Genomic DNA, 13,428 nt, shown 5'->3' on the forward strand with positions numbered 1-13,428 from the left:
GAGGACCCACGTGAACGACAGCGCCCCCTCCCTCGTCCTGACCGGCGGCCAGGTCCTGACCGTCGACGCCGACTTCACCGTCACCGAGGGCGTGGCCGTGCGCGGCCGGGACATCGTCGCCGTCGGCAGCGACGCGGAGATGCGTGCCCTGGCCGGACCGGGCACCCGGCTCGTCGAACTCGACGGCCGGACCGTGCTGCCCGGCATCAACGACTCCCACCTCCACGGAGCCGCGTACGGCATGACCAAACCGCCCTTCGCGCTCGACGTCGGCCATCCGGCGGTCGGATCGATCGCCGACATCGCCGACACCGTCGGACGGGCGGCCCGCGCGGCCCGGCCCGGCGACTGGATCATCGGCCTGGGCTGGGACACCGGCTATCTGGCCGAGCCCCTGGCCGACCCGGGGCGCTTCCCGCACCGGCGGGACCTGGACGCGGTCGCACCCGACAACCCGGTCTGTCTGACCCACTTCTCCTCGCACCTCGTGTGGGTCAACAGCGCCGCGCTGCGCCGCTGCGGTGTCGACGCCGCCAGCGTGCCCCCGCCGGGCGGTGTCATCGACACAGACCCCGACGGCCGGCCCACCGGCATCCTGCGCGAGGCCGCCCAGGAACTCGTCAACGCCGCTCTGCCCTCGCCCACCATGGCTCAGCGCCGCCAGGCCATCCAGGGGGTGGTGCGCGAACTCCACAGCCGCGGCATCACCAGCTACACCGAGCCCGGCCTGGGCCCCGGCGGCGCCGGCTCCCTCTTCGGCGGGCTGAGCACCGACAACTGGACGGCCTACGCCGAACTCGCCGCGAGCGGAGAACTCGAAGCACGGGTCAGCGTCCTGCTGCTGCCCGCCCCGATGGGCGGCTCGGCCGACGACGTACGCAGGGGACTGGCCGAACTGCGCCGCCCCCGGACCGCGGACCCACGCCTCCTGAACGCCATCGGCGTCAAGATCTTCGCCGACGGGGTGCCGCCCAACCGCACGGCGTGGATGAACGAGCCGTACGCCGACGGCGGCCACGGAGCGCTGTGCGTGCACGGCGACACGCCCGCCCTGCGCAGCGACGAACTGCGCGAGATGATCCGCGTCGCCCATGAGGCGGGCTTCCAGCTCGGCGTGCACGTCACCGGCGACCGGGCCATCGACGAGGTCGTCGACGCCTTCGTCGCCGCGAACACCGCCGTGCCGCGCCCCGACGCCCGGCACTACGTCATCCACGGCGACTTCGTCGGCGCGCGCAGCCTCGCGAGGCTGGCCGCCCACGGCTACGGCGTCAACATGAACCCGGCCATCAAGTGGACCGTCTCCGACCTGATGGACGAGGTCGTCGGCCCCGAGCGCTCCGCCTACCAGTGGCCCGTACGGTCGGCGGTCGAGGCCGGGGTGTCCGTGTGCGCCAGTTCCGACGCGCCGATCACCGAGCCCGACTGGCGGCAGGGGGTGACCGCGATGCTGCTGCGGGAGTCCAAGGCGAGCGGCCGGCGCAGCGGCCCCGAGCAGTGCGTACCGCTGGCGCAGGCGCTGCGCTCCTACACGGTCAACCCGGCCCGACAGGACTTCGCCGAGGACTGGAAGGGGTCCGTCGAGGTCGGCAAGGTCGCGGACCTGTGCGTCCTGGACCGCCCCCTGCTGGACCAGGACCCGCACACCCTCATGGACGCGGAGGTGGACCTGACGGTGTTCGACGGCCGGATCGTGCACGAGCGCTGAGCGAGAGGCGAGAGGCCAGAGGCCAGAGGTGAGACGAGATCCGGAGGAGAAGACATGACCACAACGGACATGACCACAGGGGACATGACCACAGGGGACATGACCGCAGCGGACATGCGTACCGCGGACATGCGTACCGCACCCCGCATGCTGCTCGTCCTCAGCGAGAACTGGACGCTCACCGGCGGCCGGGCCGACCTGCCCGCGGCGATCCGGTGGGCGCGCGAGGCCGAGGACGCCGGCTTCGACGCCGTCATGGTCAGCGAGCACATCGTGCTCGGTCCGGACGCCGCCGCCGACGGCGTCATGGGCAACCCCCGCGACTACGCCCTGCCGGGCAACCAGGACCCGTTCACCCCCTGGCCCCACTCGCTGCTCCTGCTCGCCGCGATCGCCTCCGTCACCGAGCGCCTGCGCCTGGCGGCCGCCGCGGTCCTGGCGCCCCTGCGCCACCCGCTGCTGATGGCGCGGGAACTGGGCACCCTGGACCTGATCAGCGAAGGGCGGCTGCTGGTGCAGCCGACGGTGAGCTGGAGCCGGGACGAGTACGACGCCCTGGGCGTCCCCTTCGGACAGCGCGGGCGGCTGCTCGACGAACACCTCGACGTCTGGGCGAAGGCCTGGGGAGCGTCGCCGATCTCGCACGAGAGCGAGCACTACCCGTTCCGGGACGTCCACTTCGAGCCCAAGGCGTTCCGCCCCACCGGGCCACGGCTCTGGTTCGGCGGTCAGCGCCTCGGCGGACCCGTCCTGCGACGGCTCGTACGGTACGGCCACGGCTTCCATCCGCTGGGGCGGCCGGCACCGCGGGAGCTGCGGGCGCTCGCGGAGGCCATGACCGCGGCCGGCCGGGACATCGCCGACCTGGAGATGATCGGCGGCACCCGGGCGGTCTTCCCCGACGACCGCTCCACGGCGGACCTCGGCGCGGCGCTCGCCTGCGTCCCGGAACAACTGGAACAGGGCTTCACCACGTTCTGCGTCAAGCCCAACCAGTTCATCGACGACCCGACCGGCGTCGGCGCGTTCTGCCGTGAGGTGATGCGCCGCGTCGCGGCACTCACCGCCTGAGGAGGCGCCCTCCCCGTGGGCCTGTCGTTTCGTACAATTTGAGTCCGAACAACACGACGACCCACGCACCACGTGGCCGAAGGAGTGTGCCGATGCCCGGCCAGCGATCCATCGCCGAAGCCGAGAAGCTCGCCGAGGCCAAGCTCGGCGGCATCCCGTTGCGGCGGGAGCAGATGGCCGTCGTCGCCAACATCTACCGCGCCGCCTCGGCGGTGCGCCAGCACCTGGAGAACTCCGTACTGCGCGGCTCCGACCTGACGTGGACGGCGTTCGTCGTGCTCTGGGTGGTGTGGGTGTGGGGCGAGTCGGAGACCCGGCACGTCGCCGAGGAGGCCGGGATCTCCAAGGGCACGCTCACCGGCGTGTCACGGACGCTGGAGGGGCGGGGGCTGCTGCGCCGGGCCGGACACCCCGCCGACGGCAGGCTGGTCCTGCTCAGCCTCACCGACGAGGGGGAGGCGCTGATGAAGCGCCTGTTCCCGGCCTTCAACGAGGAGGAGGCCTTCGTGGCGAGCCGGCTCAGCGACGACGAGTGCCGGAGCGTCGCCGACGGGCTGCGCCGGGTCGTGCGCCAGGTCGAGGAGAAGGGCGAGGAGCGCCGTACGGCCCTGCTCGACGGCGCGGCCCCGGCCCCCCGCCGCAGCGGCCGCCGCCCGAAGGCCTGACCCCCGCCCGTCCGACCGGCCGCCCCCGTCAACCGCTCCTGTCAACCGCCCCCGTCAACCACCCGCGTCCGGCCTCGGGTTCCGTTCGGCGGGGTTCGGGGGCGGGGCGGGCAGCCGATCGGCCCACCCGCAGGCTTCTGCTCCCTCGGGAACCCCCGCCCCCGAGGGAGCGCCGCTCGCGTCAGCGGAAGTCGCGGGCGGCCCGGACCAGCGCGTCGAAGAGTCCCTGTTGCGCGGGATCCTCGTGCGCGGTGTCCTCCGGGTGCCACTGGACGGCGGTGAACCACCCTCGCGCGCCGGGGAGTTCGAGTCCCTCCACGGTGCCGTCGGCGGCTCGCGCGGTGACGGTGAGCCCCGGCGCTACGTCGCTCACCCGCTGGTGGTGGTAGCAGGAGACCTCCACCTTCTGCGCGCCGGTGGCCCGCTCCAGCAGCGTGCCGGGCCGTACCTCCACCGGGTGCACGACGTGCCGGTGGGCCCGTTCGGGGCCGCCCATGTCCTGTTCGAGCGTGCCGCCGAGGGCGACGTCGACGACCTGGAGGCCCCGGCAGATCGCGAGCAGGGGCAGGCCCGAGTCGAGGGCCCGCCGGGCGAGTTCGAGGTCGAAGGCGTCCTGGAGGTCGTCGACGTCGTAGACGCTGCCGTGGGTGTCCTCGGCGCCGTAGCGGTGCGGGGCGAGGTCGCCGCCGCCCGGCAGCAGGACGCCGTCGAAGCGGGTGAGGCGGGAGGCTACGTCGGAGTCCGCCGGGTGGATGCCCGCCGGTTCCCCGCCGGCCCGCCAGACGGCCTCGATCAGGGCGCGGGCGTTGACCTCGGCGGCGTACCGGAGCGCGGAGGTGGTGGCGGAGAAGCGGGCGGGGATGGCGATGAGCGGGCGTACGGGCGTCGTCACAGCTGGATCCACGTGGTCTTGAGTTCGGTGTACTTCTCGAGGGCGTGGGCGGACTTGTCGCGGCCGTTGCCGGACTGCTTCATGCCCCCGAACGGGACGGTCAGGTCGCCCTCCTCGTAGCAGTTGACCCAGACCGTGCCCGCCCTGAGCGCGCGCGAGACCTGGTGGGCGGTGGACAGGTCGGAGGTCCACAGGCCGGCGGCGAGGCCGTACTCGGTGGCGTTGGCCAGACGGACGGCCTCGTCGACGTCGTCGAAGGCGAGCACCGACAGGACGGGCCCGAAGATCTCCTCGCGGGCCAGCCGCATCCCCGGCTCCACCCGGTCGAAGACCGTCGGTTCCAGATAGGTGCCGCCCGTGTCGGCGAGGATCCGCTCGCCACCGGCCCGGAGCCGGGCGCCCTCGGCCAGCCCGGTGCCGACGTGGTCCCGTACGCGGTCGAGGTGGGCCTCGCCGACCAGCGCGCCCATCTCGGTGGCCGGGTCGAGGGGGTCGCCGACGCGCAGCTCCCGGGCCCGGGCCACGACCGCCTCGGTGACGCGTTCGGCGATCGAGGAGTGCACCAGCAGCCGGGAGGGGGCGGTGCACATCTCGCCCTGGTTGAAGAAGATGCCCCAGGCGGCGGTGGCGGCGGCCTTCGCCAGGTCGGGGGCGTCGGGGAGGATGATGTTGGGGGACTTGCCGCCCAGTTCGAGCCAGACGCGCTTGAGGTTGGAGTCGGCGGCGTAGTGCAGGAAGTGGCGCCCGACGGCGGTGGACCCGGTGAAGGCCAGGACGTCGACGTCGGGATGCAGCCCGAGGGCACGTCCGGCCACCGGTCCCTGGCCGTTGACCACGTTGAGCACGCCCGCGGGCAGCCCGGCCTCGGTCGCGATCCGGCCCAGCAGCAGGGCGGACAACGGTGAGTTCTCCGACGGCTTGAGCACGACCGTGCAGCCGGCCGCCAGTGCCGGGGCGACCTTCCAGCCGGCCAGCGTGAGCGGGAAGTTCCAGGGCACCACCGCGCCGACGACCCCGGCCGGCTCCCGCGTGACGAGGGCGAGCGCGTCGGGGGCGCTGTGCGGGGCCTCGTCGGTGAGCTTGTCCGCCAACTGCCCGTACCAGCGGAAGGTGTTGATGAGGGCCCGCAGCTCGATCCCGTACGCGTCGGAGACGGGCTTGCCCATCTCCAGAGTGACGGTGAGCGCGAGTTCCGTACGCCGTTCCTCGAGCAGGTCGGCGATCCGCAGCAGCGTCCGGCCGCGTTCGACGGGTGCGAGGCGCGGCCAGGGGCCGGTGTCGAAGGCGCGGCGAGCGGCGGCCACGGCGGCGTCGACCTCGGCGGCGCCTCCGTCGGCGACCCGCGCCAGCACCTGGCCGTCCCGGGGCGAGACGGCGGCGAAGGAGGATCCGCCCCCGCTCTCGGCGGCGCCGCCGATGTGGTGGGCGCCGGACGGCTCGAGGGTCTTGGCGCGGCGCAGCCACTCGTCGTGGGTGAGGTCCGGCATGCCAGGTCTTCCCTTCACGGGTCTCATTTGATGTCAAACGATATGCGCCGGCGGCTCTCCCCACAAGGCTCGGGAGCCTCGCCGCATCCGGCGGGACCCTGCGCGAGGTCTTGACGTGTACTTGACGTAGTGGCTTCATGGGAGCGCTCCCACACGCCATCCCCCACGCCCCCCACCCCTCTGCCGCCTGAGTTTCTTGGCCTCACTCCTGGAGTCGCAGTGAGAACAACAAGGAGCACGACAACGAGCACGACAAGGAGCACGAAGAGAAGCACGAGAAGAGACACGGCAACGAGTACGGACATGACGACGGGCCCGGGCCCGAGCCCGTCGCGAGCGCACCCCCTGGGCGCGCTGCTGACCAGGCTCGCGGTCCTCCTCGGCCTGGTCCTCGTGGGTGCCCTCTGCCCGGCCGCCGCCCAGGCCGAGACCCGGTCGCCCGACGCCCTCGCCACCGGCCTGCACATCAGTAACGGCCGCCTGGTCGAGAGCAACGGGAACGACTTCGTCATGCGTGGTGTGAACCACGCCCACACCTGGTATCCGGGCAGGACGCAGCAGTCCCTCGCCGACATCAAGGCGATGGGCGCCAACGCGGTGCGCGTCGTCCTCGCCGACGGCCACCGCTGGAGCGCGAACAGCGCGTCGGACGTGGCGACCGTCGTCGCGCAGTGCAAGGCCAACCGGCTCATCTGCGTACTGGAGGTGCACGACACCACCGGGTACGGCGAGGACACCGCCGCAGGCACGCTCGACCAGGCGGCCGACTACTGGATCGGCCTGAAGGACGTGCTGGCCGGCCAGGAGAACTACATCATCGTCAACATCGGCAACGAGCCCTGGGGCAACACCGATCCGGCGGGCTGGACCGATCCGACCATCGCCGCGATCAAGAAGCTGCGCAACGCCGGATTCCAGCACACGATCATGGTGGACGCCCCCAACTGGGGTCAGGACTGGCAGGGCGTCATGCGCGCCAACGCCCAGTCCGTGTACGCCGCCGACCCCACCGGCAACCTGATCTTCTCGATCCACATGTACAGCGTCTTCGACACCGCGGCGGAGATCACCGACTATCTGAACGCCTTCGTCAGCGCCCGACTCCCGATCCTCATCGGCGAGTTCGGCGGCCCCGCCGACCAGTGGGGCGATCCCGACGAGGACACCATGATGGCCACCGCCCAGCAGCTCGACCTGGGCTACCTCGCCTGGTCCTGGAGCGGGAACACCGACCCGATCCTCGACCTGACGCTCAACTTCGATCCCGCGCAGCTCAGTTCATGGGGTCAGCGCATCTTCAACGGCGTCAACGGCATCGCCCAGACCGCCGAGGAGGCCACGATCTTCGGCGGCGGCACCCCGGGAGACACCCAGGCCCCCACCGCTCCGGGCACCCCGACCGCCGCCACCGTGACGGCCACCTCCGCGACGCTCACCTGGACGGCCGCCACGGACAACGTCGGCGTCGCCGGCTATGACGTCGTACGGATCAGCGGCACCACCGAGACCGGTGTCGCCGCCTCGACCACCAACTCCGCCACGGTGACCGGCCTCACCGCGAGCACGGCGTACACCTTCGCCGTCTACGCCCGCGACGCCGCCGGGAACCGCTCCACCCGCTCCGCCTCGGTGAACGTCACCACCGGCAGCGCGCCCGCCGTGGCCTGCTCCGTCGGCTACCGCGTCGTGGGGGAGTGGCCCGGCGGCTTCCAGGGCGATATCACCCTGCGCAACACCGGCACCACCGCCATCAGCGGCTGGAAGCTCGCCTTCGCCTTCGCCGACGGCCAGACCGTCACCAACATGTGGGGCGGGACCGCCACCCAGAGCGGCGGTTCGGTGAGTGTCGTCCCCGCCTCGTACACGTCCACCGTCCCGGCCGGCGGTTCGGTCACCGTCGGCTTCATCGGCAGCAAGGGCGCGACCAACACCTCACCGACCGCGTTCACGCTCAACGGCGGCGCCTGCGCCACCACCTGACCGGCCGCTCCCGCCGACCGGCGGAGGAGGCCCGTGCCTTCGCCGGTCGCTCTCCCGGGAATCGTGTCGCGGACGGGCGCGGTCGGCGGCCCGGTCCGCGCCCGGGCGCGGGAGGTCGCGCCGGCGAGCGTCACCGGCGTGAGGGGTCCGGGGGCCGTTCCGGCTCTCCGGGCGGACATGGGCCCACCCCGTAGGGTGTGCCCATGTCCACGACGCCCCGCTGGCTCAACGCCGACGAACGACGAGCCTGGCTGGCCTACATCGACTTCTCCACCCTGCTCGCCGACCACCTCAACCGGCAGCTGCGACGCGACGCGGGTATGACACACGCCGACTACAGCGTGCTGGCCTACCTCTCCGCGGCCCCGGAAGGCACTCTCGGTATGTCCGAGCTCGCGCAGCGCCTGAAGATCACCCGTAGTCGGCTCACCCACGCGATCAACCGGCTGCGCGAGGACTCTCTCGTGGACCGCAGGGAGGACCCCGCCGACGGCCGGGGCCAGCTCGCCTTCCTCACCGACCAGGGCAGGTCCCTGCTGGAGGAGGCCGCCCCGGGGCACGTGGAGGCCGTACGGCGAGCGGTGTTCGACGTCCTCACACCCGAGCAGGTGCGCCAGTTCGCGGACATCGGCGAGGCCATCGGCGAGGCACTGGTCCGGGCCGAGAGCACCGAGGCCGACCCCGCGGCGCTGCCCTGGCGACGCCGCTAGCGAGGCGGGCGACTTCGCCCGGACCGGCTGGTCCACCCGGTCCGGCTGTCCGGCCGGTCCACCCGGTCCGGGTGATTCGGGTGGTCCGAGGTGGCCCGACGGGGCCTGACCGGCTCACGGAATCGCCGATCGTCACAAGGAATCGGTGACGGATCGAGAAGAACCGGCCGACGGTCCGTACCTGGGGGTACCGGGGGGCCGCCCGTCCCTCCGACCACGCCAACGATCCTAGGGACGTACCTCGTGAACGCAACCGCCGCCATCGGCGTCACCGGCCTCGGCGTGATGGGCCGCAACCTCGCGCGCAACTTCGCCCGCAACGGTTACACCGTCGCCGTCCACAACCGTTCCGCCGGCCGCACCCGCGCGCTCGTCGAGGAGTTCGGCCACGAGGGCGCGTTCGTCCCCGCCGAGTCGGCCGCGGACTTCGTGGCCGCGCTCGAACGTCCCCGCCGACTGATGATCATGGTGCAGGCGGGCGCGGTCACCGACGCGGTCATCGACGAGTTCGCCCCGCTGCTCGAGCCCGGCGACATGATCATCGACGGTGGCAACGCCCACTACGCCGACACCCGCCGCCGCGAGGAGTCCCTGCGCGAGCGCGGTCTCCACTTCGTCGGCGCCGGCGTCTCCGGCGGCGAGGAGGGCGCGCTGAACGGGCCGGCCGTCATGGTCGGCGGCTCGACCGAGTCGTACGACGTCCTCGGCCCCATGTTCGAGTCCATCAGCGCGAAGGTCGGCGGCGAGCCCTGCGCCACGCACATCGGCACCGACGGCGCCGGGCACTTCGTCAAGATGGTGCACAACGGCATCGAGTACGCCGACATGCAGCTCATCGCCGAGGCGTACGACCTGCTGCGCCAGGTCGCCGGCTACACCCCGGCGGAGATCGCCGACATCTTCCGCACCTGGAACGAGGGCCGGCTCGGCTCCTACCTCATCGAGATCACCGCCGAGGTCCTCGCCCACACCGACGCCACCACCGGCCTGGCGTTCGTCGACATCGTCGCCGACGCCGCCGGTCAGAAGGGCACCGGCCGCTGGACCGTGCAGACCGCCCTGGACCTGGGCTCCCCGGTCACGGCCATCGCGCAGGCCACCTTCGCGCGCGCCGCCTCCGGCCAGAGCGCGCTGCGCGCCGCCTACGCCGGACTCCCCGGCGGCACCACGCCCCCGCTCAGCCGCACCGAGGCCACCCGCTTCACCTCCCAGGTCGAGCACGCCCTGTACGCCTCGAAGGTCATCGCCTACGACCAGGGCTGGAAGATGATCCAGGACGCGGCCGGCGAGTTCGGCTGGAAGATCGACCTGGGCGCGGTCGCCCGGATCTGGCGCGGCGGCTGCATCATCCGCGCCACGTTCCTCGACCGCATCCGCGCCGCGTACGCCGCCGACCCGGACCTGGTCAGCCTGCTCGGCGAGATGGAGTTCGCCATGGAGATCACGGACGCGCAGGTGCCCTGGCGGGAGACGGTGGCCTCCGCCGCCCGTCGTGGGATCCCCGTGCCCGCCTTCTCGGCCGCGCTCGCCCACTACGACACCCTGCGCGCGGAGCGGCTGCCGGCCGCCCTTCTCCAGGGCCAGCGGGACTACTTCGGCGCCCACACCTACCAGCGCACCGACCGTCCCGGCGCCTTCCACACCCACTGGGCCGAGGCCGACCGTCCGGAGACGTCGGCCTGACATACGGGAGTGGGGCGCCCTCGGCCCAGGGCGCCCCACTCCTTCTGCCGGTCGTCGGTCTCAGACGCCCGTCGCCGGGTACGTCGGGTACTCCACCCCGGAGACGTGCTGGACGACGCGGACGACCTGGCAGGAGTAGCCGAACTCGTTGTCGTACCAGAGGTAGAGGATGGCGTTGTCGCCGTCGACCTTGGTGGCGCCGGCGTCGATGATCGAGGCGTGGCGCGAGCCGATGAAGTCCATCGAGACCGCGTCCGGCGCCGTGGTGAAGTCGATCTGGCGCTTGAGCGGCGAGGTCAGGGACACCTCGCGGAGGTGATCGAGGACCTCCTCGCGGGTGGTCTCCCGGCCGAGCCGCAGGCTGAGGATCGCGATCGAGACGTCCGGCACCGGCACGCGGATCGAGCTGCCGGTGATCGGCGCCTTGAGGTCGGGCAGCGCCTTGGCGACGGCCGAGGCGGCGCCGGTCTCGGTGATGACCATGTTCAGCGGCGCCGAACGGCCGCGACGGTCGGCCTTGTGGTAATTGTCCAGCAGGTTCTGGTCGTTGGTGAACGAGTGGACGGTCTCCACGTGGCCGCGCAGCACGCCGTACTCGTCGGCCATCGCCTTCAGCGGCGGGACGATCGCGTTGGTGGTGCAGGACGCGCAGGACAGGATCTGCTCGTCCGGCTTGATCGTGTCGTGGTTGACGCCGTGGACGATGTTCGGCACGTCGCCCTTGCCGGGCGCGGTCAGCACGACCTTGTCGATGCCCGGCCGCAGGTGTCCGGAGAGGCCCTCGCGGTCGCGCCACTTGCCGGTGTTGTCGATCAGGATGGCGTTGCGTACGCCGTACTGCGTGTAGTCGACCTGGCTCGGGTCGTCGGCGTAGATCACCGTGATCTCGTTGCCATTGGCGATGATCTTGTTGTTGGCCTCGTCGACCGTGATCGTGCCCTGGAACTGGCCGTGCACCGAGTCGCGGCGCAGCAGGGACGCGCGCTTGACGAGATCCTGCTCGCCGCCGCCGCGCACCACGATGGCGCGCAGTCGCAGGCCGTTGCCGGAGCCGGACTTCTCGATGAGCAGCCGGGCGACGAGCCGGCCGATGCGGCCGAAGCCGTACAGGACGACGTCGCGCGGCTCACGTCGGTCGATCTTGTTCGCGCCGGTGGCGCCGGCGACGGCCTCGGCGGTGAACTCCGCCACCGACAGACCGCGGTCGTCGGTCCGGTAGGTCGCGGCGAGCATGCCGATGTCGATCTGCGAAGGGCCGAGGTCGAGCGCGGTGAGCGCATCGAGGAACGGCAGCGTCTCGGTGACCGAGAGCTCCTCGCCGGCGATCTGGCGGGCGAACCGGTGGGTCTTGAGGATGCTGACCACCGACTTGTTCACCAGGGAGCGGCTGTGCAGCAGGACGGTCACGTCCCGCTCGCGGTGCAGCTTCCCGATCATCGGGATCATCGACTCCGCGATCTCCTCGCGGTTCTTCCAGTTGGTGAACGAATCGTCGTTGAGCGTCACGGGCCTATCTTTCGAGCTAGGTGGCGCTCATATGCTAACCCTGTGGTCGTTCGATCATTCAAGCGGGCCCGCGCTCAGCTGTGCACCCCGGGGCGAGACGCCTGTCAGGGGCGGGGTTCCAGGTGTCGGTCGGTCCGCCCCTGGGCGGCGGCCGGCGTCGGGCGTCCTCCCGGTCGACGGGCAGGTCGGCGGCCGGCACCTCCCGGAACGCGGAGACCGATTCCCTCGTCGCGGGGCGCCGCCCCCGCGTGATCGACTCGTGCGGCTCGGTGCGCGCGGCGGTCGCGCCCCAGTTGCCCGCGGGGGATTGAGCGTCTGCCGGTCGGGTACGCGTGGCCGGACCGCCGCTACCGGCCGCTACCAGGGGAGACCGTCATGGAGACACCCGCGCACGACCGCATCGACAACCCCGCCGCGCTGGCGCTGGACGCGCTGGCCAGGGACACCGAGGACACCGCCGCACTGGACACGCTCGCGCAATGCGACGTCCTCGTGCCCGTGCCCGACGACGCCATGGACGAGGACATCACCAACCCGACCACGGTCGCGCTGCCCGTCCTCGAGCAGCCCGGTGGCGCGCCCGTGGTGCCCGTGTTCACCTCCGAACCGGAGATGGCGGACCTGCTCCCGGAGGTCGCCCGCTACCGGCTCGTGCCCCTCGGCGCGCTCGCCGCGCAGTGGCCGACCACCGACCTGTCCCTCTCGATCGACGCGGCCGGCGACCATCCGCTGACGCTCACGTCGGAAGGGGTGCGCACCCTGCTGGCCCGCTGACGCACGGACGCTTTCCCGGATCGGGGCTCCCCCGCAGGCCGGGGGAGCCGGGCAGGTCTAGGACTCGGCCAGCATCCGGCCGAGCACCGCCCGCTGGAGCGGCAGCACCTCGGTGTGCAGGTCGCGGCCCTTGCGGGTGAGGGCGACCCACACCCCGCGCCGGTCCTCCACGCAGACGGACCGCTCCACCAGGCCTTCCTTCTCCAGGCGGCCGATGAGGCGGGACAGCGCGCTCTGGCTGAGGTGCACCCGTCCGACGAGGTTCTGCACCCGGCACTGGTCGCCCTCCCGGGGCGCTTCGGCGGCGAGGATGTCGAGCACTTCGAAGTCGCTCGCTCCGAGGCCGTGCGGGTGCAGCGCCCGATCGATCTCGCACATCGTGCGCGCGTGCACCGACAGGATGTCCCGCCACCGCTCCTCGAGGCCCGCCCCGGCCGTCTTTGCTGCCATACCCGCACGGTAACACCAAAACGGCGATTCATTGAGTGTGCAACTAGTGCGGGTGCAAGCGGTTCCGCCGACGCCTCAGGCGGCCGGATCCTGGAGCAGCCCCACCAGGTTGCCGTCCGCGTCCTTCACGAAGGCGACGAGCCTGCCGCCGCCGACGTCCTGCGCGTCCTGAAGCAGCTCCGCCCCCGCGGCCACCAGCGCCGTGAGCCGCTCGCGCAGGTCCGTGACATGCCAGTACGGAACCGGTCCGGTCATGCCCTTGGCGTGTCCGTTCGGGTCGAGACCGACGTCCTGTCCGGCGGCCTTGTAGCCGACGTAGTAGGGCTCGTCGGCGTAGGGCTCGACCTCCAGCAGCACGCTGAACAGGGCCTTCGCCCGGGCGAGATCCTTGACGGGGTAGATGATCGTCTGCAGGCCGGCGGTCATGGCGTTCTCCTCGGTGAGGTGCGGTGCGCGGGAACGGGTCCGTGTTCCCGCACCACTCACGCTAGGCCGGGGAGCG

Annotated in this window: 12 protein-coding genes; 7 read left to right on the forward strand and 5 right to left on the reverse strand. The window is 72.0% G+C overall.

The features are described 5' to 3' along the window. Positions 1 to 10 precede the first annotated feature (10 nt). The 3 genes from ABT070_RS06960 (at position 11) to ABT070_RS06970 (ending at position 3,444) form a co-directional block, all read left to right on the forward strand. A complete protein-coding gene (locus ABT070_RS06960; protein WP_351755759.1) occupies positions 11 to 1,708 on the forward strand; it encodes an amidohydrolase in 1,698 nt (565 codons plus the stop codon). A 129-nt stretch (positions 1,709 to 1,837) separates the two neighbouring features. Beyond that, on the forward strand, positions 1,838 to 2,779 hold the full coding sequence (locus ABT070_RS06965; RefSeq protein ID WP_351756015.1) for an LLM class flavin-dependent oxidoreductase: 942 nt from the start codon (positions 1,838 to 1,840) through the stop codon (positions 2,777 to 2,779). A 92-nt stretch (positions 2,780 to 2,871) separates the two neighbouring features. Then, the gene (locus ABT070_RS06970; RefSeq protein WP_020126034.1) at positions 2,872 to 3,444 is read left to right on the forward strand and encodes a MarR family winged helix-turn-helix transcriptional regulator; all 573 of its coding nucleotides are present in this window, start codon (positions 2,872 to 2,874) and stop codon (positions 3,442 to 3,444) included. Positions 3,445 to 3,625: 181 nt separating this feature from the next. On the opposite strand, the gene ABT070_RS06975 is transcribed toward ABT070_RS06970, so the two are convergent. Both ABT070_RS06975 and ABT070_RS06980 read right to left on the reverse strand, forming a co-directional pair. Further along, positions 3,626 to 4,336 (reverse strand): gamma-glutamyl-gamma-aminobutyrate hydrolase family protein, encoded by a 711-nt coding sequence (locus ABT070_RS06975; protein ID WP_351755763.1) that lies wholly within the window; start codon positions 4,334 to 4,336, stop codon positions 3,626 to 3,628. After that, the gene (locus ABT070_RS06980; protein ID WP_351755766.1) at positions 4,333 to 5,823 is read right to left on the reverse strand and encodes an aldehyde dehydrogenase; all 1,491 of its coding nucleotides are present in this window, start codon (positions 5,821 to 5,823) and stop codon (positions 4,333 to 4,335) included. Before ABT070_RS06980 ends, ABT070_RS06975 begins: the two co-directional genes overlap by 4 nt. A gap of 303 nt (positions 5,824 to 6,126) precedes the next feature. Here ABT070_RS06980 and ABT070_RS06985 point away from each other — a divergent pair, with 303 nt between their 5' ends. The 3 genes from ABT070_RS06985 (at position 6,127) to gnd (ending at position 10,196) form a co-directional block, all read left to right on the forward strand. Next, on the forward strand, positions 6,127 to 7,803 hold the full coding sequence (locus ABT070_RS06985) for a cellulase family glycosylhydrolase (RefSeq protein WP_351755768.1): 1,677 nt from the start codon (positions 6,127 to 6,129) through the stop codon (positions 7,801 to 7,803). A 203-nt stretch (positions 7,804 to 8,006) separates the two neighbouring features. Further along, positions 8,007 to 8,513, forward strand: coding sequence for a MarR family winged helix-turn-helix transcriptional regulator (locus tag ABT070_RS06990; protein ID WP_351755771.1), 507 nt, complete (start codon positions 8,007 to 8,009; stop codon positions 8,511 to 8,513). A 243-nt stretch (positions 8,514 to 8,756) separates the two neighbouring features. Continuing rightward, a complete protein-coding gene (gene gnd, locus ABT070_RS06995; RefSeq protein ID WP_351755774.1) occupies positions 8,757 to 10,196 on the forward strand; it encodes an NADP-dependent phosphogluconate dehydrogenase in 1,440 nt (479 codons plus the stop codon). Positions 10,197 to 10,256: 60 nt separating this feature from the next. Here the strand turns inward: gnd and ABT070_RS07000 are convergent, their stop codons facing one another. Beyond that, positions 10,257 to 11,702, reverse strand: a complete 1,446-nt coding sequence (locus tag ABT070_RS07000) for a glyceraldehyde-3-phosphate dehydrogenase (RefSeq protein ID WP_351755776.1) — start codon at positions 11,700 to 11,702, stop codon at positions 10,257 to 10,259. Positions 11,703 to 12,077: 375 nt separating this feature from the next. Here ABT070_RS07000 and ABT070_RS07005 point away from each other — a divergent pair, with 375 nt between their 5' ends. Further along, positions 12,078 to 12,476, forward strand: coding sequence for an SseB family protein (locus ABT070_RS07005; RefSeq protein ID WP_351755778.1), 399 nt, complete (start codon positions 12,078 to 12,080; stop codon positions 12,474 to 12,476). A 57-nt stretch (positions 12,477 to 12,533) separates the two neighbouring features. Here ABT070_RS07005 and ABT070_RS07010 read toward each other — a convergent pair whose 3' ends face one another. Together ABT070_RS07010 and ABT070_RS07015 are read right to left on the reverse strand one after the other, a co-directional pair. Continuing rightward, positions 12,534 to 12,926: a MarR family winged helix-turn-helix transcriptional regulator gene (locus ABT070_RS07010; protein ID WP_351755780.1), complete on the reverse strand. Its 393-nt coding sequence runs from the start codon at positions 12,924 to 12,926 to the stop codon at positions 12,534 to 12,536. Positions 12,927 to 13,001: 75 nt separating this feature from the next. Beyond that, complete coding sequence (locus tag ABT070_RS07015) at positions 13,002 to 13,352, reverse strand: VOC family protein (protein ID WP_351755783.1); 351 nt, start codon at positions 13,350 to 13,352, stop codon at positions 13,002 to 13,004. Positions 13,353 to 13,428: the final 76 nt, after the last annotated feature.

Source organism: Streptomyces sp. NPDC002884, assembly GCF_040295245.1.
Lineage (GTDB): Bacteria > Actinomycetota > Actinomycetes > Streptomycetales > Streptomycetaceae > Streptomyces.

What these genes read in the sequence shown, in the direction of transcription:
- ABT070_RS06965 (WP_351756015.1), top strand. Translation starts at nt 1,838, where the DNA reads ATGCGTACCGCACCCCGCATGCTGCTCGTCCTCAGCGAGAACTGGACG.
- ABT070_RS06970 (WP_020126034.1), top strand. Translation starts at nt 2,872, where the DNA reads ATGCCCGGCCAGCGATCCATCGCCGAAGCCGAGAAGCTCGCCGAGGCC.
- ABT070_RS06980 (WP_351755766.1), bottom strand. Translation starts at nt 5,823, where the DNA reads ATGCCGGACCTCACCCACGACGAGTGGCTGCGCCGCGCCAAGACCCTC.
- ABT070_RS06985 (WP_351755768.1), top strand. Translation starts at nt 6,127, where the DNA reads ATGACGACGGGCCCGGGCCCGAGCCCGTCGCGAGCGCACCCCCTGGGC.
- ABT070_RS06990 (WP_351755771.1), top strand. Translation starts at nt 8,007, where the DNA reads ATGTCCACGACGCCCCGCTGGCTCAACGCCGACGAACGACGAGCCTGG.
- ABT070_RS07005 (WP_351755778.1), top strand. Translation starts at nt 12,078, where the DNA reads ATGGAGACACCCGCGCACGACCGCATCGACAACCCCGCCGCGCTGGCG.
- ABT070_RS07010 (WP_351755780.1), bottom strand. Translation starts at nt 12,926, where the DNA reads ATGGCAGCAAAGACGGCCGGGGCGGGCCTCGAGGAGCGGTGGCGGGAC.
- ABT070_RS07015 (WP_351755783.1), bottom strand. Translation starts at nt 13,352, where the DNA reads ATGACCGCCGGCCTGCAGACGATCATCTACCCCGTCAAGGATCTCGCC.